Annotated in this window: 15 protein-coding genes and 1 pseudogene; all 16 read left to right on the top strand. The window is 60.8% G+C overall.

Annotated features, from left to right (window positions below; all coding sequences use genetic code 11):
• The first annotated feature begins 6 nt into the window (after positions 1-6).
• The 16 genes and pseudogenes from GA0061101_RS23865 (at position 7) to GA0061101_RS23785 (ending at position 19,823) form a co-directional block, all read left to right on the top strand.
• Positions 7-1,305 (top strand): NAD(P)/FAD-dependent oxidoreductase, encoded by a 1,299-nt coding sequence (locus GA0061101_RS23865; protein WP_037197625.1) that lies wholly within the window; start codon positions 7-9, stop codon positions 1,303-1,305.
• Positions 1,306-1,478: 173 nt separating this feature from the next.
• Positions 1,479-2,696, top strand: coding sequence for an SfnB family sulfur acquisition oxidoreductase (locus GA0061101_RS23860; RefSeq protein ID WP_037197624.1), 1,218 nt, complete (start codon positions 1,479-1,481; stop codon positions 2,694-2,696).
• Between the two features lie 525 nt (positions 2,697-3,221).
• Positions 3,222-4,022, top strand: a complete 801-nt coding sequence (locus tag GA0061101_RS23850; protein WP_245297560.1) for a CDP-diacylglycerol diphosphatase — start codon at positions 3,222-3,224, stop codon at positions 4,020-4,022.
• 979 nt (positions 4,023-5,001) lie between these two features.
• Positions 5,002-6,102, top strand: a complete 1,101-nt coding sequence (locus tag GA0061101_RS23845) for an LLM class flavin-dependent oxidoreductase (protein WP_037197622.1) — start codon at positions 5,002-5,004, stop codon at positions 6,100-6,102.
• Positions 6,103-6,217: 115 nt separating this feature from the next.
• Positions 6,218-7,462, top strand: a complete 1,245-nt coding sequence (locus GA0061101_RS23840) for an acyl-CoA dehydrogenase family protein (protein WP_037197621.1) — start codon at positions 6,218-6,220, stop codon at positions 7,460-7,462.
• Complete coding sequence (locus GA0061101_RS23835; protein ID WP_037197620.1) at positions 7,459-8,520, top strand: ketopantoate reductase family protein; 1,062 nt, start codon at positions 7,459-7,461, stop codon at positions 8,518-8,520. Before GA0061101_RS23840 ends, GA0061101_RS23835 begins: the two co-directional genes overlap by 4 nt.
• Before the next feature lie 21 nt (positions 8,521-8,541).
• Complete coding sequence (locus GA0061101_RS23830; RefSeq protein ID WP_037197618.1) at positions 8,542-9,135, top strand: TetR/AcrR family transcriptional regulator; 594 nt, start codon at positions 8,542-8,544, stop codon at positions 9,133-9,135.
• On the top strand, positions 9,119-9,721 hold the full coding sequence (locus GA0061101_RS23825) for a 2-hydroxychromene-2-carboxylate isomerase (RefSeq protein WP_037197617.1): 603 nt from the start codon (positions 9,119-9,121) through the stop codon (positions 9,719-9,721). Before GA0061101_RS23830 ends, GA0061101_RS23825 begins: the two co-directional genes overlap by 17 nt.
• A gap of 231 nt (positions 9,722-9,952) precedes the next feature.
• Complete coding sequence (locus GA0061101_RS23820; RefSeq protein ID WP_037197616.1) at positions 9,953-12,256, top strand: molybdopterin-dependent oxidoreductase; 2,304 nt, start codon at positions 9,953-9,955, stop codon at positions 12,254-12,256.
• A 214-nt stretch (positions 12,257-12,470) separates the two neighbouring features.
• Positions 12,471-14,123, top strand: coding sequence for an ABC transporter substrate-binding protein (locus GA0061101_RS23815; protein ID WP_092575209.1), 1,653 nt, complete (start codon positions 12,471-12,473; stop codon positions 14,121-14,123).
• Positions 14,124-14,162: 39 nt separating this feature from the next.
• Positions 14,163-15,173 carry an ABC transporter permease gene (locus GA0061101_RS23810; RefSeq protein ID WP_037197612.1) on the top strand — a complete coding sequence of 337 codons (1,011 nt, stop codon included), beginning with the start codon at positions 14,163-14,165 and terminating at the stop codon, positions 15,171-15,173.
• On the top strand, positions 15,170-16,018 hold the full coding sequence (locus GA0061101_RS23805; RefSeq protein ID WP_037197611.1) for an ABC transporter permease: 849 nt from the start codon (positions 15,170-15,172) through the stop codon (positions 16,016-16,018). The genes GA0061101_RS23810 and GA0061101_RS23805 overlap by 4 nt, the downstream gene beginning before the upstream one ends.
• The gene (locus GA0061101_RS23800; protein WP_037197610.1) at positions 15,997-17,727 is read left to right on the top strand and encodes a dipeptide ABC transporter ATP-binding protein; all 1,731 of its coding nucleotides are present in this window, start codon (positions 15,997-15,999) and stop codon (positions 17,725-17,727) included. Before GA0061101_RS23805 ends, GA0061101_RS23800 begins: the two co-directional genes overlap by 22 nt.
• The gene (locus GA0061101_RS23795) at positions 17,724-18,806 is read left to right on the top strand and encodes an LLM class flavin-dependent oxidoreductase (RefSeq protein WP_037197609.1); all 1,083 of its coding nucleotides are present in this window, start codon (positions 17,724-17,726) and stop codon (positions 18,804-18,806) included. The genes GA0061101_RS23800 and GA0061101_RS23795 overlap by 4 nt, the downstream gene beginning before the upstream one ends.
• A gap of 70 nt (positions 18,807-18,876) precedes the next feature.
• A pseudogene (locus GA0061101_RS23790) lies at positions 18,877-19,115 on the top strand (transposase); the annotation flags it as partial.
• Positions 19,116-19,355: 240 nt separating this feature from the next.
• Positions 19,356-19,823: a cytochrome c gene (locus GA0061101_RS23785; RefSeq protein WP_092575208.1), complete on the top strand. Its 468-nt coding sequence runs from the start codon at positions 19,356-19,358 to the stop codon at positions 19,821-19,823.
• Positions 19,824-19,855: the final 32 nt, after the last annotated feature.

The following is a 19,855-nucleotide window of genomic DNA, read 5'->3' as shown; positions in this document are numbered from 1 at the left end:
TCGCCGATGTCCAGCCATATTGCTCGCCCCATCAACCCAACGCTGTGGACGCTGACGACAGGCCCGGCTCCTGACCTCGCTCACGATGTGCCTTCACGTTGCGACGTACTCGTGATCGGCGGCGGCTTCACGGGCCTGACGGCAGCACTCCATCTTGTCCGCGCCGGCCGCTCCGTCACCGTTCTCGAAGCGGGACAGCTCGGCGCCGGCGCAAGCGGCATGAATGCCGGCTTCGTCGTTCCCAACTTTGCGAAGGCCGACCCGGCCGCTGTCCGTCAGAAACTGCCTCGCGACGAGGCCGATGCTCTTCTATCGCTCGTCGGAGCGGGAGCCGACCAGGTTTATGCGACCATCGCCGAAGAAGAGATCGCCTGTGATGCCGCGCAAACCGGTTGGCTGCAGCCAGCCTATGGCGAAGACATGGCGGATGTCCTGCGACAGCGCGCTCGCGATTGGACGGAACTCGGTCGCCCCGTCGAATTCCTCCAGGCACGCGATATCCATGCCGAAACGGGAATGGACATCTATTCCGGCGGATTGATCGACCACTCCGGCGGCACCATTCATCCGCTGAACTATATTTACGGTCTTGCGCGCGCCGTGACGAGGCGTGGCGGCATCGTCCGCGAGAATAGCAAGGTCGACAGTATCGTCCGAAATGGCCGGGCTTGGCAGGTCGCTTTAGCGGATCGGGAAATCGAGGCAGACAGCGTTCTGCTCGCCACCAACGCCTTCACCGGCGGTGTCGCGGCGCGCATAGGACGCACCGGCGTGCCACTCAGGGTCTATCAGGTGGCGACCAAGCCGCTCGACACCGAGACCGTTGCCCGTATCGCGCCGCATCGGCGCCCGGTCGGCGACACGCGTTCCAACCTTTTCACCTACCGGCTGGATCGTGACAACAGGCTGATCAGTGGCGGCATGGCCATCAATCCGATAGGCGCCTTCGATCGGGTCGGTCGCGCCGTTGTCGACCGTCTTGTGTCCGAACTCCGCCTGCCGCGCCATCCGGGCGTCGAAGTCGTCTGGACCGGCATTGCCATCATGACGCCGGACTTCCTGCCGCGTCTTTATCGTTTCGGTGACGGCTTCTTCGGCGGCATCGGCTGCAACGGTCGGGGGATCGCCATGACGGCTCAGCTGGGTCATGTACTTGCCAGACTGGCACTTGGCGAAGCAGCGGAGTCCCTGCCGATCCCGCTTCAGCCCGCCCGCTCGCTACCTTTTCACAGTTTCACGCCGCTCGTCGCCTCACTTGCCCTGGCGCATGCCCGTTTTGACGACTGGCGGAGGGGCCGCCTGTGACCGGCAGGCGCACTTAACGCGCATGTGCGACATTGCTCCGAACGCAGTTATTATCTATCTATTCTATAGATAAAGAAAACACGAACCGGACCCCTTCACAAAAACGAAATGCCTTTCCTCGAAGCCCGGCTTTGAATGCTGCATCGTGGCGCCGATGAAACCGGAGTCGGCCTATGAACGCGCAATTGCACCATCTCAACTCGACGCATCCGCAGGCAACGTTGCTTGAGACTGAGCAGCAGGCGCTGGCCGTCGCTCGCGATCTTGCCGCGCGTTTTGCCTCCACGGCATCCGATCGCGACAGCGAAAGGCAGCTTCCCTTTGCCGAGATGGATGCGCTGTCGCAATCCGGACTGCTGGCGATCACGGTTCCGGAAGAGTATGGCGGACTGGATGTCTCGAATACCGTGCTGGCGGAGATCACCGCTATCCTCGCGCAGGCCGACGGCTCGATCGGCCAGATTCCGCAGAACCATTTCTATATCCTGGAAGCATTGCGCGTCGACGGCTCGGAGGAGCAGAAGCGTTACTTTTTCGGCCGCGTGCTGGCCGGCGACCGCTTCGGCAACGCCTTGTCGGAACGCGGCACGAAGACGGTCGGACATTATAACACCCGCATCACCCGCGACGGCCCGGGCTACCGCATCAATGGGCGCAAATTCTATTCGACAGGCGTTCTCTTTGCCGATTGGGTCACGGTCTTCGCGCTCGACGAGAACGACAAGCTGGTGATGGCCTTCGTTCCGAAGGGCACCGAGGGCGTTGACGTCATCGACGACTGGGACGGCTTCGGACAGCGTACGACCGGCAGCGGCACCACTGTACTCAACAATGTCTACGTCAATGCCGACTGTGCCGTTTTCCATCACAAAGGCTTCGAGCGGCCGACGACGATCGGCTCGGTTGGCCAGATCATCCATGCCGGCATCGATCTCGGCATTGCCAGGGCCGCATTCGCCGAAACGCTGGATTTCGTGAGAACCAAGTCGCGCCCCTGGATGGACAGTGGCGTCGAGCGCGCATCAGACGATCCGCTGACGATTGCCAGGATCGGACAGATCGCCATTCGATTGGAGGCCGCAACCGCAACTCTCGAGCGCGCCGGCAGAAAGGTCGACGCGGCGCAGGTCGAAACCACGGAAAAGAAGGTCGTGGAGGCAACGCTGGCGGTCGCGGCAGCCAAAGTGCTGACGACGGAAATCGCCATCGAAGCGACGAACACGCTGTTCGAGCTTGCCGGGACCGCATCGGTCAAACTGGACCTCAATCTCGACCGCCACTGGCGCAACGCCCGCACCCATACGCTGCACGACCCGGTCCGCTGGAAATACCACGTCGTCGGCAACTATCACCTGAACGACGTCATCCCGCCGAAGAACGGCGCGCTCTGACGAAGACACAAAGAAAAGCCCCGTAGCCAAGTCGGGCAACGGGCTTTTCGTTGTTCGGTTCATTCATGATCGGCTGTAAAGGCCACGCTTATTTCCGTGGCAGTGTTCGACCTTGGGCATCACCTTTCGCTTTGCGGCGGCGCACGAGCAAAGCTTGTCGGTTATAATCCGCTTAGGCCAACAGCCTTGTTTGCACAGGAGCCGATTCTGCAACCACTTCGCGGCTTTTGTGCCCCGGCGAATTTGCACAATCTCGCCGAGGACATAGCCCGCGGAAAACGGTGACGTTTACAGCTGATCGGACGAATGCGCATGCGCCGCGTCCCATCATCCAAACCGGCATTGCTGATATCGCCCGTGCAGCTCCTTAGTAAATCGCGCCCTCCTGCAAATGACCCCTTCCTGCCTTGCCAGACAAAGATTCTGGAAATATCAATGTTTCGACAGCGGAATGGAAATCTCCGCCGAATTCTGGCGGTCCGTGGTTCTTCCGCGTCTATCGCAAGGGATTCAAGATAGGCTATCGTGAGCCATGTCTTCGGACATGACTGGCTCATCAGCAGAAATTCGAAATCACGTATGAAATATCGTCCTGTCGTTCTCTCTATTTCTCTCGTTATTGCAGTCATCATCATGAGCTCATTTGCCAGCCGCTCTGCCTTGGGGCTGGTCGTTGAAGCCTGCGAGATCAACTCTACCCTGACGGGATCGCCATATCCGTGCCTCAAAGTAGTTCAGGCGCAGGATCCATTGTCCGCCTACGTCGTTCTTCGCGAACCGGCTGACAAAGAGCGAACCATTCTTGCGCCGCTAGCCGATGTGCCCGGTATCGAAGACCCGCGCCTTCTGGCCGCGGGAGCGCCGAACTATTTTGACGCAGCGTGGAAAGAGCGAACAGCCGCAATAAGCCTGCGCGCAGGGAAGGTTTCGCCGCAGGATTTTGCGCTAGCGATAAACCCCGCCAGTTGGCGTACACAAGATCGTCTTCATGTACACATGGGATGCGAGACACCTCGCTTTCGCGCGTTGCTGAAGACCCATGCGGCAGAGATCGGAAGTGTCCGGTTTACAAACTTGAGAACCAATGCCGGTTGGTGGGCAACATTCCATGCGGCCGATGACCTCTCAAATTTGAACCCGTTGACGGCTGTCGCAGACGGTGTTGATGGAGCCCGCTCAAATATGGAAAACGTGGTCGTTGGCGTTTTTGGCTCCACGTTGCCGGACGGGCAGCATGGCTTCTATATTCTGGCGAGAATAATCGGAGCAAACAAATCCCACGGCGGGTCCGCGGAGGATATGATTGATCCTAAATGCCAACTCTAGGGCGGTCATATGGAGATCGCATGTTCCTAGCCGGCATGCCGCAGACTTCGCGCATGGATAAGGGCAACCTCGTATGCGCACACGGTGTGAACCGGTTCTGCACAACGACCCCGTTGAGATCCCCTGCAACAATTTGAAATCGACAGGAAAATCGGAACATAAACGGGGTCATGGGCGACGCCGGCATGATCGCTATTCTCTCCAAAAAATCGGAAAGAAAGCCATCATGTCCAGTCAAAACTCCTCACCCAAGATTACTCTTGTGACCGGCGGTAGCCGCGGTCTCGGCCGGAAAGCGGTCGCCGTACGCTTGATACCGCTGACGTCGGTTCTTTCGACGCCTTCGCCGCCTCTCTGCGCAGCGAATTGGGTCGGCTCGGACACGAAACATACCTGAGGTGAATGCTTTCATCGCGTCGCAGAAAGCTCTCGGGCGCGCCAGAGTACCCGACGATATCGGGCCTGTTATCGCGGCGTTGCTGTCCCCGTCCCAGCGCTATATCCGCAACGGCAACCGAGAGCGTTTTCGCAAGCCTTTCGTTGAAAAGGCTTATGCCCTTCCTCCCAATCGTTGGGCACTAAACTGCCACAGCATTGGTGCACGGATCCATTGCTGACCACAATTCAGTCTTTGACGGCGCCGATCATTTCGCCTTCGTCTTGCAGCCAACAGATTTCGGGCGGGCACAGGCCAACATACGATTGAGGACCTCCTTGCCATTGCATCCGGCAGACGGTCTCCACATCAGTGCCCTCCGGCTGGGCGTTGTATGATCGGGAACTACCGGCACGAGATGTTGAGACAGAATCCCGATGTCTGAAATCGACTTGCTCAAGGCTGCCCGCAACTCATCAACCCTGCCTAGGCAGGATAAAATTCTACTATTTCTATAGAAAAAGAATGACCTGTCTTTCTGCGACTGCGAGGTCGCGTTAGCATCCACACACGATCCGATGAGCCAAACATGGGGATAATCATATGCCGACCGAATTCATCAGCATCACGTTTCCAAACGCGTCGACCGAGATAAGTCCTCTCGAGAACCCCGCACTCGATCCGCAATATCTCGCGCGCTATGCCCGTTCGCTCGACGATTACGGCTTCAACTACACCCTCATCCCCTATGATACCGCGTCTTTCGATCCCTTCACCATTGGTGCAACTGTCGCGGCGCACACGAAGAACATCAAGATCATCATCGCTCTTCGTCCGAATACTATCTATCCGACGGTTGCGGCAAAATCGCTCGCGACGCTCGATCAACTCAGCGGCGGCCGCGTGGTTGTCCATTTCATTGCCGGCGGGAGCGATGAGGAACAGGCCAAGGAAGGCGATTTCCTCGACAAACATCAGCGCTATGAACGGCAGGAGGAGTATATCCGCATCCTGCGTCGCGCCTGGGGGGCGAGCGAACCTTTCGACTTCGATGGGCGGTATTATCAATTCAAGCAGTTTCATAGCCGAGTGCGTCCGGTCAACGGCACCATCCCGGTGTCAGTCGGCGGGTCCTCGGACGAGGCCTACCGCATCGGCGGCGAGCTTGCGGATATCTTCGGACTGTGGGGCGAACCGCTGGCGGAGACCAAGCAGCAAATCGATCGCGTCTACGCCGAAGCGGCACGGGTCGGACGTAAGGATCGCCCGAGGATCTGGGTCACCTTCCGTCCAATTATTGCGGAAACGGATGAGCTTGCCTGGGCCAAGGCTCATCGCACACTCGACTTGCTGAAGGAAAATCGTGCCAAAGGTCTTGGCAAGGTTCCGCCGACCGCCCCTTCGCCGCAGAATGTCGGCTCGCAGCGCCTTCTGGAAATTGCGTCCCGTGGCGATGTGCACGATCGGGCTCTTTGGTACCCGACGGTGACGGCGACGAATGCGCGCGGTGCGTCCACTGCCTTGGTCGGCTCGCCAAGAACGATCGCGGACTCGATCCTCGACTATGTCGATCTCGGCGCCGATCTGATTTCGATCCGCGGTTATGACAATCTGAACGATGCCATCGACTACGGCCGCTATGTCTTGCCACTCGTCAGGGCGGGTCTGGCGGAGCGAGAGGCGCCGCAGCAAGCGGTCGCCTGATCCGTCGTCACAGGCACCAACAAACACCACTCGGATTATGCCAGCAAAGATCAGCCATCGCGCGGTGAGCGCCGCGCGACGGCATTCCTCGCTGCTTCAAAGAGGCTAATGCAAAGTGTCTTATAGCACCATCGATCTGGCGGAAGTAACCAGCAAGCTTGCCGCCGCAGCACCCGCGGCGGACGCCTCGAGCGCCTTTCCCTGGCCCGGCATTGAAGCTGTTCATGCTGCCGGTCTTCTCGAAAGCACGGTGGCGACACGCTTCGGGGGCAAGGGCGCGAGCATTGCCGACGTTGGACGGATCCTTGCGGCGCTTGGCCGGGGTGATCCTTCCGTCGCCTTGATTAGTGCGATGACCATATTCACTCATCTCGGGCAGGCGGCAGCCAGCCGGTGGCCGGAGCCGCTTTACCGACGTTTGTTGGAAGACGCCCGGGATCGTCCGATCCTGTTGAACGCGGCGCGGGTAGAGCCTGACCTTGGCTCCCCCGCTCGCGGCGGACTTCCCGACACATTGGCACGCCGCACCGCCAGTGGGTGGGCGATCTCCGGTCGCAAACGTTTCGTCACGGGTGCTCTCGGCCTGACCCATTTCCTCGTCTGGGCTCGCACCGATGAAACACCGCAACGGGTCGGCACTTTCGTCGTTCCATCGAAACTTTCCGGCATCGAGGTGATCGAGAACTGGAAGAGCCTGGGAATGCGGGCCAGCGGCTCGCACGACGTAGAGTTCAAGGATGTCGAGGTGCCGCTTGAAGATGTCGTCGATCTGGTCGACGTCTCCGTTGGCGCGCAGGACAATCGTGCCCATGCCGCCGCTTCCGTCGCGCTGACCGCCATATATCTCGGAGCGGCAGAAGCTGCCCAGGAGGCGTTCATCCGCTTCGGTCACGAACGGATACCCGCCAATCTCGGCTTTCCGATTGCAAGAACGGACAGGTTCGTTTCCGCGGCCGGCGAGATCGACCTGCTCGTGGGCGGAGCAAGACAAATCCTGTTCAACGCGCTCGACCATTCACTGGATGAACCGGAAGCTCTCATCAGGGCGCGCCTTCTTGCGGCGCGCAACATACGCGACGCGGTTCAACTTGCCGTTCGCACGCTTGGCAATCCCGGCCTCAACGGTGATCTGGGAATCGAGCGGCATTTCCGCGACGTCCAATCGGTTCTCGTGCACGCGCCCCAGGAAGACACCGCGGTTTCGATCCTCGGGCGCTCATCATGCGTCCTGTGGAACCGAAAAAACGAGGAGAAACAGCCCGTCTTCACCGAGGAAAAAACTCCCGATTCAATCTCCGGCTCCCCGCAAATCGAAAACACACGAGAACTCCTGAACGCCATTCCCGGAAGACGAGCATGACGCGCTACATCATTATCGGAGCAGGCGCTGTCGGTGCCAGCCTTGCCGCGCAGTTCGAGCTTTCGGGCCTCGACTATGCCCTTGTCGGCCGTGGTGCCCAGATAAGACATATCATCGATCATGGCCTTGCCTACCAGCGCCCCCCCGGGACGCGGCAAATCCGGCTAAAAGCCTTCGATATTGCCCAGCCACCATCACTGCGGCAAGACGATATCCTGCTGCTGACGGTGAAATCGCAGGACGTTGCGGAAGCTCTTGCCTTCTGGGCCTGGCGGGCAATCGAATATTCGCAGGAGCTGACAGCATCCGATCTGCCAATCGTCACGTTTCAAAATGGCCTGGCAGCGGAAGCAGCCGCTCTCAGACTTTTTCCGAATGTCTACGGCGCCAGCATCCTGACCCCTGCCCGGTTCACCGAGACCGGTCGGGTCGTAGTCGGCGGCGACCCCCAGGTGGCCGTCGTCACCATTGGCCGTTATCCGCATGGAACGGATGAGACGGCTGCCAAACTCGTCGCGGATCTCGACCGGTCCGACTACATTGCCGAGACGACCAGTGATATTCAGCGATGGAAAGCGGCGAAGCTTCTTCACAATGTACGCAATGTGCTGGAGCTCTTCGACGGCGCCGAAGATGAGCGAGCAGCATTCAGTGCGGCCCTTGTCCAGGAGACCGAGACGGTTCTCAAGGCGGCGGGCCATACTTTCGCGTCACACTCGGAGCGTACAGTCAGCGCAGCGCACTGGAAGATCGCCGAAAACTCCGGCATTCGGGCCGGCCAGCAGTCGACCTGGCAGAGTTTCACGCGCGGCGCGTCGAGCGAAGTCGACTACCTAAACGGAGAGATCGTCCTTCTCGGACGCCTGCATGGGATAGTTACGCCCTATAACCGTGCCGCCCAGGAGATTGCCGGATCGGCGGCACGACAAGGTGGCTTCACGGCGCTCCTTCCTTTCGCTAATCTGCGCCGGCTTGCCGAGAACCACCTTTCTTTCTCCACCCTTACCCATTCGAGACCGAAAGCACATCAGACGGGTGGATCCCGGGGTTTTGCGTGAGAAGGCATCCGGACCAACACGATGAAAATAGCCGAGCATATCCTGACCACCGCTGGCGCCCTCTTCTACAGGGAAGGCATCCGCGCCGTGGGCATAGACCGTATCGTCGACGAGGCCAACGTCGCCAAAGCAACGCTCTACAGACACTTTCCCTCCAAGGATCATCTTGTCGCAGCCTATCTCGAGGAGCGTCACGAGCGCGTACTCCTTCAGCTGAGAGAGGTGACTTCCACCGCCACGCTATTGCCGCGGGACCAAATTGCCCTGATTTTCGAGCGCCTGTTCGAAAAGGCCGATAGTCCCGAGTTCCGCGGCTGCGCATTTGCCTTGGCGGTCGCCGAGCACGGCGATTCCGAGCGCGTCGTATCTGTCGCCCGCGAGCATAAGAATGCCGTGCGCAACATCTTCCGCGCCATCATGGCGGCTGCCAAGCGTTCGACGGAACAGAGTGCTGCCCACATGTCGTTGCTTTACGAAGGGGCGCTGGCGACAGTCGCCGTCGGCCGTGATCCCCAAGCCGTTCTGGTGGCGCGTGACTGCGCGCTGTCCGTCTTCGATATGGCTACCGGCCAATCTATTTCCTCTGGAGAGAAACCTTATGACCAAAACCATTGACTATTTTTTCGGGATCGGATCGCCGTGGTCGTACATAGGTCTCGATCCGTTTATCGACCTTGCGGCGCGGTTCGGCGCCAAGGTTCACCCCTACCTTATTCCGCTGATCGTCGAAAACGGAGCCATCTACTCGCGTGAACGGCCGGACGCGCGGCGCGCATATTGGGTGAAGGATCTCCAGCGCTGGGCCGCAATTCGCGGCAAAACACTCGACTTCACCAATCGATCCGCGCTCACTGACCCAACCCCTGCCGGCTTTCTTGTTTTGGCAGCCCAGCTCGAAGGGATGGATTGGGTCGCACTCACCCGGGCGCTGCAACAAGCATTCTGGAGCAACGGTGCGGATATCGGCAACGCCGATGTGCGAAAGGCAATTGCCAATGGTGCGGGGTTTGACGGTGCGGCGCTCGAAGCTCGCGCGGCATTTCCCGACATCTCCGAGTTCTGGAGCAACAATCGCGAAGTTGCAAAGGAGGCGGGCGTCTTCGGCCTTCCGACCTTCCGCTATGAAGGCGAGCTCTATTGGGGGCAGGATAGCCTCCCCTTTCTGGAGCGCCATCTGTCGGGTGAAAAACTGGTGGCCTGACCGAAATCCTCCGGCCGTCTCCAAATCAAAAAGTCAGGGCGGGATGTCGCGCAAAACCACGCACACTTTCGGTATCCTGCCCTAGCGCCAGATCTCGGTTGGGCCGGTTCGCTTGGAAAACTGCGACGAACTCGATGAGGTCGACACCATCAACAGGATCATGGTGCGGTATGTCCTGCCTGAGTGACATCGGTGGCCTGTTGAAACGCCTTGATAGCATGGAGCTTGCAGATGAATTCGTTTCGAACCCATAGCTCCCATTGGGGCGCCTTTTCGGGCCGCTACGAGGACGGGAAGCTCGAAATCCGCGCCCATCCGGCCGACCCGCATCCCTCCCCCTTGCTGGGCAATCTGCCGGCGGTCGCCCATAGCCCCGCGCGCATACGCCGTCCGGCCGTAAGACGCGGCTGGCTTGATGGCAAGAAAGGTAATGCTGAGGATCGCGGCGCGGATGATTATGTGGAAGTCAGCTGGCCACAAGCGCTTGACCTCGTTGCGAAGGAGCTTCGGCGCGTTTACGGAGACTTTGGAGCCCAGGCCATATTCGGCGGTTCCTACGGCTGGTCGAGCGCGGGACGCTTCCATCATGCACAGAGCCAGATCCATCGCTTCTTGAATGTGCTCGGCGGGTATGTGCGATCCGTCAATACTTACAGCTCCGGTGCTGCAATGGTCATCATTCCGCATGTCTTGGGGCCGTACGACCATTTCGACCGCAAGAGCGTCACCTGGGATGCCATCGAGCGGAGCAGCGAGCTGATCGTCGCCTTCGGCGGAATGGCGCTCAAGAACACGGATGTGCATGGCGGCGGCATCAGCGCGCATATCGTACGCCAGACACTCAACGGTGCGCGGGCGCGCGGTGCGCGTTTTGTCCTCGTCAGCCCGTTGAGGGACGATTTTCCCGCTGAGCTGAATGCGCAGTGGCTGCCGATCATACCAGGCACAGATGTCGCACTGATGCTCGGTATCGCGCATGCGCTCGTCAGTGAGGGATTGCACGACCGCGAATTTCTTGATCGCTACACGGTCGGTTACGAGCGTTTCGAGGATTATCTACTCGGCCGGGCCGATGGTGTCGAAAAGAGCCCGGAATGGGCCGCGGGCATCTGCGGCATCGGCGTCGACGATATCAAGAACCTCGCACGTGCCATGGCACACGCAAGGACGCTGATCACCGTCAGCCATTCCCTCCAGCGCGCCGACTATGGCGAGCAGCCTGTGTGGATGGGCATCGTGCTGGCCGCAATGCTCGGGCAGATCGGACTGGAGGGCGGCGGCTACGCCTATTCCCTCGGTGCGTTGGGCAATATCGGCAAGGCCCAGCTTGCCGTTCCACTGCCGACCCTTGGCCAGTTCAAAAATCCGGTGCCGGATTTCATTCCCGTCGCCCGTATCGCCGACATGCTCCTCAATCCCGGCGACGAATTCAATTACAACGGCCATGCGATGCGCTATCCCGATATCCGCCTCGTCTATTGGGCGGGCGGCAACCCCTTTCATCACCATCAGGATCTCAACAGGCTGCGCGCGGCGTTCAAGAGACCAGAGACCATCATCGTGCATGAGACGGCCTGGACGTCCTCCGCGCGTCACGCGGATATCGTGCTGCCTGCGACCACCACGCTTGAGCGTGACGATATCGGCGCGGCGGACCGTGATCCTCTGATGATCGCGATGAAGAAGCTGATCGAGCCGGTTGGGGAAGCGCGAGACGATTATGAGATCTTCTCCGAGATAGCGCGCCGTCTCGGAAAATTCGAAGAGTTCACCGAAAACCGCACCAGCCGGGATTGGCTCGCCTTCCTGTTCGAGACCACGCGCTCGGCGCTAGCAGCCGGTGGACACGAGGCTCCCGATTTCGAGGTGTTCTGGAAACGCGGAGAAATTCGCCTGCCGCTCAAGCCCGACGATGGCGGCCCGGCCCGCGCCTTTCGCAATGATCCGTCCGGATCCCCGCTGCAGACGCCATCCGGAAAGATCGAGATCTTTTCGCAGACGATCGAGGGCTTCGGCTACGACGACTGCCGAGGCCATCCGCGATGGTATCCTCCCAGGGCGGAGACCAAGGCGGACGAGAGCTATCCTCTGCATCTGGTCTGCAACCAGCCACATTCACGGCTACATAGCCAGTTGGACTATGGAGATTTCAGCCGTTCCACCAAAATCAAGGGTCGGGAGCCGGTTCGCATCAACCCCGCCGACGCGGCCGCGCGCGGTATCGCGGATGGCGGGATCGTAAGGTTGTTCAACGCTCGCGGCAGTTGCCTCGCCGCAGCGGTGATAAGCGAGGACGTGCGTAAGGGGGTCATGCAGTTGGCGACAGGCGCATGGTTCGAGCCGGACGACCCGACCGCCGACAACGCAATGTGCATTCACGGCAATCCGAACATCCTTACCCACGATGTTGGGACCTCGCAGTTGGCTCAGGGCTCGACCGGACAGCTTACAAGGGTGGAGGTCGAACGCTTCGTTGGCGAGGCGCCGCCGGTGCGGATATTCGACGGGCCCAAGGTACAAAACCGATCCCAATAGGATCCGTACCGAGACCCTGAACGCCAAGGAGGGTTTTGAACCCGCAGCACCCTCGCGGACACGCCCTGAAAAAAGCTGACCCTTGCGCATGCGAAAATCGGACAAAATAATCTATAAAATTAGTAGAAAAAGAACAACTGGTCTTTCTCCTTTAGGTCTGCCTGCATAGGCTCTGTTTCACGAATTCTCAGAACCCGACCATCAGGATCTCTCCATGACCGAACGCCTTTTTTCGTTGTCCCTCTCTCGGCGTCGTCTGCTGATCACCACTTCCGCCGTGGCAACCGGCGCTCTGGTGACGATGGCAGGCCTCACTCCGGCTCTAAGTGCCGGCGAGCCGACCAATGGCGGGGACATCACCTTCCTCATCGACTCATTGGGCGATACCTGGATCCCGAACAACAGTGCGATCTCCAGTTTTCAAGGCCACATCTGGGGACACGTGACCGACAAGCTTCTCTACGTCGACGCCGACGGCAATGTCAGCCCCTGGATCGCCGAGCGGTGGGAGCAGAACGACAGCGCTACCGAGTTCACCCTCCATCTCAAGACCGGCGTGACGTTCTCCGACGGTACTTCGCTCGATGCGTCGGCCGTCGTCGCCAACCTCGACATCTGGTATGCCGGCCGCAAGAACGAGGGCATCAACCCGATTGGTCTCTTCCCCAAAACCTACGACCATGCCGAGGCGGTTGACGCGACCACGGTGAAGGTCTTCTTCAAAAAGCCGGCGCTCGGCTTCATTCCGACCCTCGGCTATCACGGCTCCATCCTGATCTCCCCCAAGACCATCGCGCAGCCGGCCGCGCAGCAGGCTGACCTCAGCAAAACCTCCGGCAGCGGCTCTTACGTGGTCGATTCCTGGAAGGAAGGCGATTTCGTCAAGCTGGTCAAACGCAAGGATTACAACTGGGGTCCCGCGGCGGTCGGTCATACCGGTCCAGCCTATCTCGACACAATCACCTATAAGCTGGTGTCCGAGCCCTCGCTGCGAGTCGCCGCTGTCCAGTCCGGCCAGGCGGACGTCGCCTACAACGCCTCGCCACAGGAGTTGGAGTCTCTCAAGGCAGAGGGCTTCACCATCGCGACGCCACGTTATCTTGGCTTCGTGAACGGCTGGGCGATCAACACCAAGCTTGCGCCATACGATGACGTGAAGGTACGGCAGGCCCTCCAGGCCGGCATCAATCGCCAGGAAATCATCGACACCGTCTACACGCCGGACTGGAAGCTTGCGACGTCCTTCATCCAGAGCAACGTGCCGGGAGCGACCGACCAAAGCAACCTGCTGGCCTATAACCCCGATAGAGCCGAAAAGCTCCTCGACGAGGCGGGCTGGATAAAGGGTGCCGGCGGCATCCGCACCAAGAATGGCGAGCCGCTGTTGCTGACGCTGTATTCCAACCCCTACCTCGCAACATCGAAATCGGTCGACGAACTCATCGCCCAGCAACTCAGCAAGATTGGCTGGAAAGTCTCAATCCGTGCCTACGATGTCGTCACATTCGGCCAGAAGGTCAAATACGGCGGTCCGGCTGTGCCTGCCTACGAGGTGACGCGCAGCTTCATCGACGCAGGCACCGTCGCCAGTATCCTGACAAACGCCAACAACGGCGAGAACTGGTTTGCGCTCGACGAGAGCGACAAGACGCTCAACGAGCTGCGCGACAAGATCGCCAGCGCTGGTTCTACCGAAACCCGAAAACCGCTCCTGGACGAGTTGCAGAAATACATCCTCGATCAGGGCTACTTCATCCCGCGCACACAGATCGTCCAGCGGATCTACGTTCAGTCTCCCAAGCTCAAGGGCGCGGTCTACAACGGCGTCGCCTACGCCAGCTACTACACGGCCACGAAAAGCGCGTAACCCGCAGTTCGACCGAGCAACGCAAGAAGGTGACCGGCAATGAGCAAAGCCTATCTAAACTACGGTGCAAAGCGCCTCGTGCAGGCGATCGTCGTAATCCTGTTGGCTTATGTCTTCACCTTCGTCGTTGTCAGCATCCTGCCCGGCGACCCCATCACCAATGTCTTGAACAATCCTCAGAATGGGTTCACGCAAGAGGAGATTAAGGAGATCATCGCCGCTCAGGGTCTGGATAGGCCGATCCCGGTGCAGTTATGGACATCCTTTTCCGGCTTCGTGACCGGCGATCTGGGCCTGTCGATGCGGACCAATCGGCCTGTGACGACCCTGATCGCCGAGGTCCTCCCGTCGACGTTGGTCCTTGCTTCCGCAGGCCTCATCGTCGCGCTTCTGCTGGCGGCGGTGATCGCCTATGGCACACAGTTTGTTCCGAAACGGTTGGGCCAGGGCCTGCTGCGAGGCTTCCCGTCATTGTTCCTGTCAGTGCCAAACTTCGTGATCGGCCTGGTGCTGATCCACCTCTTCGGTTTCCAGCTTGGCGTCTTTCGCGTAATTGAGCCCGACAGCGTCTGGGCGACCCTTTTTGCGGCGATCGCCCTCGGTATCCCCATCTCCGCGCAGATCGCCGAAGTACTGATCGCGAACCTCGACCATGAGTCCGGGCAGGAATACGCCGCTGTCGCGCGAGGCCGTGGCCTCGGGCAAATGCGCCTGTTCGCCAAGCACCTGCTTAAGCCGTCCTCGCTCCCGGTCGTCACCGTCATCGCGCTGACTATCGGCGAACTGCTCGGGGGCTCGCTGATCACCGAGACGGTCTTTGGACGCACCGGTCTTGGCAGCTTGGTGCAGCGTTCGGTGAGCACTCAAGACCTGCCCGTCCTTCAGGCGGTCGTCTCGCTGGCAGCGGTGGTCTTCGTGATCGTCAACCTGATCGCCGACCTCGCCTACCCGCTACTCGACCCGCGCGTAAAGCTCCTCGGCGCTCCCGAGCGTCGTCCAACCACGGCTGATGAAGGCGCCGTCAGCGTTTCCAAGGCGGTGACATCATGACCCTCGCCTCTGCCTACTCGACCTCGCGTGTCACGGCGATCAGCCGGCTGACAACCCTCCGTATGCCGCCGGTCGTCGCGCTCTCTTTCGCAATCGTCGCGATCGCGATTGCCTGGTCGGTCGCCCCAAGCCTGTTCACGAGCTACGACCCTATCAACGGCATTCCTGCTCAAAAACTGCTCGGCCCCACCGCGGCGCACTGGTTCGGCACCGATCACCTCGGTCGCGACCTCTTCACCCGTGTCGTCTATGGCACAGCCTCCTCGGTGGCGAGCGCGCTGATCGCCGTAGTCATCGGCGTTGCCGCTGGCGGCCTCATCGGCCTGCTGGCCGGCTTCTTCGGCGGCTGGGTGGACACCGTGTTCGCCCGCCTGGTCGACGTATTGCTTGCAATTCCAAAATTCCTGCTGGCCGTCATCGTCGTCACGGCCATCGGCTTCGACACCACGAACGCCGCTATCGCAACGGGCGTTTCGGCGGTGGCCCTCTTTGCCCGGGTGATGCGCTCCGAGGTCATCAAGACCCGGCAGGCGACGTTCGTCGAGTCTTCCTTTCTGCTGGGCGGGTCGCGCTGGCACATCCTATGGCGCCACGTGCTGCCAAACGCATCGCGCTCGGTGCTGCCGCTGGCAGTGCTGCAGTTCGGCGACTCGATCCTGATAATCGCCAGTCTCGCTTTTCTCGGTTACGGCGACCCGCCGCCCGCCTCCGATTGGGGCCTGCTGATCTCGATCGGCAAGGACTATCTCAAATGGCCGTGGCTCGTTTACGCGCCCGCTTTTGTCACAATCGCGACCGTCCTCTCTGTAAACAGGATCAGCCGATGGCTCCGCAAGACAGACTGACTGAGCTTTTCACTCGCACTGACACCACCGGGTCGGCGCTGCAGCGATCGGCCTCACTGCTCCGGATCGACGGGTTGTCGGTTTCCTACGGACCGCACCAAGTCGTCAGCGACGTCGGATTTGAACTCGGCCGCGGCAAGAGCCTCGCTCTCATCGGCGAGTCGGGCTCGGGCAAATCGACGATTGCCCGAGCCGTGCTGCGACTGCTTCCCACCGGTGGGCGCGCTACCGGCCGCGTCGAGTTCGACGGCCAAGAGGTGCTGGGGCTCTCGGAGCGGCGTTTCCGGCCGTTGCGGGGACGTGCTATCGGGTTCGTCCCGCAAGACCCCGGCAACTCGCTCAACCCGGTGCGGACGATCGGCGCCCAGGCGATGGAGGCTGCCGCGCTCATCGACGAGCCCAATAAAACACTCCGCAAGGCGCTGATCTTGGAGACATTCGCTCAAGTTGGGCTCGACAATCCCCAGCGAGTTTATGACTCCCACCCGCATCAACTGTCCGGCGGCATGCTGCAGCGTGTGCTGATTGGCCTTGCAGTTCTTCCACGGCCGTTGCTGCTGGTCGCAGACGAGCCGACCTCCGCGCTCGACGTCACGATCCAGAAGCGCATCCTCGACTTGCTTTCCAAGTTGCAGCACGAGTTGGAAATCAGCCTGCTCCTCATCACCCACGATCTGGCGATCGCCTCCGAACGGGCGGACTCGCTGGTGGTGCTCAAGGACGGCGTCATCCAGGAAGCCGGCAACACCGCGGCCGTCTTCTCCTCGCCTGCTTCGGCATACGCGAAGAAGCTGCACGCCGACGTTCCGGCCCTCAACCCCGATCGCTATCGTGCACTGCGCGACCCCGCCTTCCGCTTCATCGGGGCCAAGGCTGACAAGGCGCCGAAGATCGAGGTCAGCGGCGTCACGAAGACCTTCACGGTCGACGGCAAGGTATTAACGGCCGTCGATGACGTGTCGTTTGCCGTCCAGGCTGGCACCACACACGCGCTTGTCGGCGAATCAGGTTCGGGCAAGACGACGGCAATCCGGCTGTTGCTTGGGCTCGAGCAACCCGACATCGGAAACATCACCGTCGCCGGCGAACAGCTCAACGGTCGCTCGCACGAGTCGCTGCGCGCGGTATGGCGCCACCTTCAGCTCGTCTACCAGAACCCGTTCACCTCACTGGACCCGACCTGGAAAGTCGAGCAACTGGTGCGCGAACCGCTGGACCGATTCGAGATTGGAACCCGCGAGGAGCGGGCCGCGCAGGTCCGCGAAGCGTTGGCCAATGTCGGGCTCGGCGAGCACCTGCTTGCACGCAAGCCGGAAGCCTTGTCAGGTGGCCAACGCCAGCGCGTGGCCATCGCCCGGTCGCTTGTCCTCAAGCCGGATGTGATCGTGCTCGATGAGCCGACCTCGGCGCTCGACGTCAGCGTCCAGGCCGACATCGTCGAGGTGCTGCTTTCGCTGCAAGCCAAGCTTGGCCTGACCTATGTGTTCGTCTCCCACGATTTGGCCCTGGTGCGCCAACTCGCCCACACCGTCTCGGTGATGCAGCGCGGGCGTATCGTCGAACACGGGACCGTCACCGACATCTTCGAAAACCCCCAGCAGCCCTACACCCGGTCGCTGCTGGAGTCGATTCCGTCCGGCGCCGCTCGCATCGCCCGCGTGCCACACCCGCAACCCCGGCGGATCTTCAACGAGGAAAAAATCGCATGAACGTGATTGCGCCCGCCAGAACGCTGTCCACATCGTTCCGACCGAAGACGCGACTCGGTTTCAACACTCGGGTGTCCTTCAACGATGACGCCGGGCCGGCACAGGGGCTGCGCGACGGGATCGAGCTGTTCAAGGCCGCGGAGCGGTTGGGTTATCAGTCGGGCTGGGCCTACCAGCGACACTTCGACCACTACCTGTCTTCACCGCTTCCGTTCTTCGCCGCGGCCGGCCAGCACACCAAGCATATCACACTCGGCTCGGCTGTTATCCCGATGCGCTACCAGGACCCTATCCTGCTCGCCGAGGCCGCTGGCACGACCGACCTGTTGATCGGTGGGCGCTTGGAGCTGGCCATCTCGACCGGCGCCAATGCGGCCTTCGACGCCGTCTTCGGTACAGTCGACACCGATGCCCGGACGGAGGCCAAGCGCCGCCAGTCGCGCTTCCTCGCCGCGATCACGGGCGAGGTCCTCCACACCGTCGCCGGGGCGGGCCAGGATGTCCCAGAGGGCGCCGAGCTGCGCGTGACGCCGCACAGCCCGACCCTGCGGTCTCGGATTCGGCAGGGCTCCGCCAGCCTGGGCTCCGCGGTGCAGGCTGCCGAGCTCGGGATCGGGCTCATCTCCGGAACCGTACAACACGACCACGCCGAGGGCGAGACCTTCGGAGAGTACCAGGCCCGCAGCATCGAGGCTTTCCGTTCCACCTGGCGCGAGACGTGGGGCACTGAGCCGCCGTCGGTCGCCGTCGCCGCCTCGATCCTGGTCGGCACCACTGCCGAGCTCCGGGAGAAGTACGCCGCCTACGACCTTGAGCGCCGCACCCAGGGAATCGCGGCGTCCCGTCCCAAGGGCGCGCTTGCGCCAGCCAATCAGCCGCCTGGGGCTCAGATTTCCCCGGTCTTCCATGGCTCCCCCGACGAGGTGCTTGAGGCGGTCCTCAACGACCCCGGCCTCGCCGCCGCAGACGAGATTGTGCTCTTCCTTCCGCCCGCCTTCGGTCTCGCCGAGAACGTACGGCTGCTGACCGACCTCGTGAAGACGGTGGCCCCGAGCCTGGGCTGGACGCCTGCCGCGTGACCACGCATAACCCTATGCCTTGACGGGTTCGCTATCTCGCCTTCAACGCGTTGCCCGCAACTCTTTGTGGCGGCTGGCGGGGCATCCCGGCATCGGCCCGATCACGGCAAGCGCTATCGTTGCGGCGGCACCCGATGCATCACTGTTTTCCTCGGGCCGTTCCCTTGCAGCGTGTCCTGGCCTGACACCGCGCTCGCATAGCAGTGGCGGCAAGGAGACGCTTGTGGGCATCAGCGGAGCGACAGCTTTACTCGGCGCCTACTCATTGTCGGGGCCACGGCGGTGATCCGTCGAGCAAGACAGGATAATGCCCATTTAATGTGAGATTCTCTTCATCGCGAATCTCAAATTGCCTGCCAAACGAAATCCAAACGGTCGCATTCTTACGTCCAAGTGCCACGCGACGTCAGGTTTCCAATCAATGGATCGCAACAGGCGAACCTGTCAAAAGCCTGTCATAGGACGATGAAAGCGGTCTGCTGAAGAGGTGTGATCGCGCATTTCGCCGCAATTGCTCCCCTAGATGTCAGGGCTCTTGAGAGCTGCAGTTTGGTCGTTGCCGTCAATCATCCGGTTCCGGCCAAAAGTACCCCATTTGGAAATCAACAAAAATCGAGCGTCATGACAAAATCGCAAAAATCATTCTCCAAGCTGAATCGTTACATCTGTGCCGGACTTGTTCTCGCCGTACTGGCGGTGCCGGCCGTTGCCGCTTCACTTAAGAGTATCATGGGCAGCATGGGCGATAACACGACTTCGGCCAAGGCGGTCCTTGCCAACTTCGACGGCAAAGCCGCCGAGCAGGTCCTGCGGCGCTACGCGGCGGATGCCGAGGCCGCCGACGCCATGTTTACCAACCCGGGCAGCGCCAAGGAGAAGGATCTCCATGCCCGCTTCAGCAAGATGGCCATGATTGCCAACACCGCGAGCCAGCAGGCGCAAGATAAAGCCTCGTTCCGCAAGGCATTCGCGGCGGTGGCAACCGAGTGCAAGTCCTGCCACGCGACTTACAAATAGCCGCTGCAAATTTCTCCGAACAGGACACTCCG

The organism is Martinezella lusitana, from assembly GCF_900094565.1.
GTDB classification, from domain to species: domain Bacteria; phylum Pseudomonadota; class Alphaproteobacteria; order Rhizobiales; family Rhizobiaceae; genus Rhizobium; species Rhizobium lusitanum.
This window is presented reverse-complemented; position numbering and strand designations above follow the sequence as displayed.